At 67.8% G+C, this 236-nt stretch carries 1 pseudogene; it reads left to right on the top strand.

The features are described from left to right. A pseudogene (locus ACYQ0J_RS13665) lies at positions 1–236 on the top strand (hypothetical protein); the annotation flags it as partial.

A 236-nucleotide genomic window follows, 5' to 3' on the forward strand; every position in this document is an offset into this window, starting at 1 on the left:
GAAGCTTCCTCTCTCCCCCGCCCCCCTTCGGGGTGAGGCCGACGGGAAGGGGGGCGGGGGCAGGGGGTGGGGGGAAGGGGTGGGGGAGGATGCGGCGAACCTGAGGCTTCGAAAAGACCTCGAGGCCGGACTCGGTAAACCCCAGGAGGGCCTGCGCTACCCTTACAGCATGAGGTTTCTTCGGGGTCTGGCGTGGACGGTGCTCATGGGCCTGGCCTTGGCCCTTTCTTCCCAAG

It is taken from the genome of Thermus sp. FJN-A, assembly GCF_054655095.1.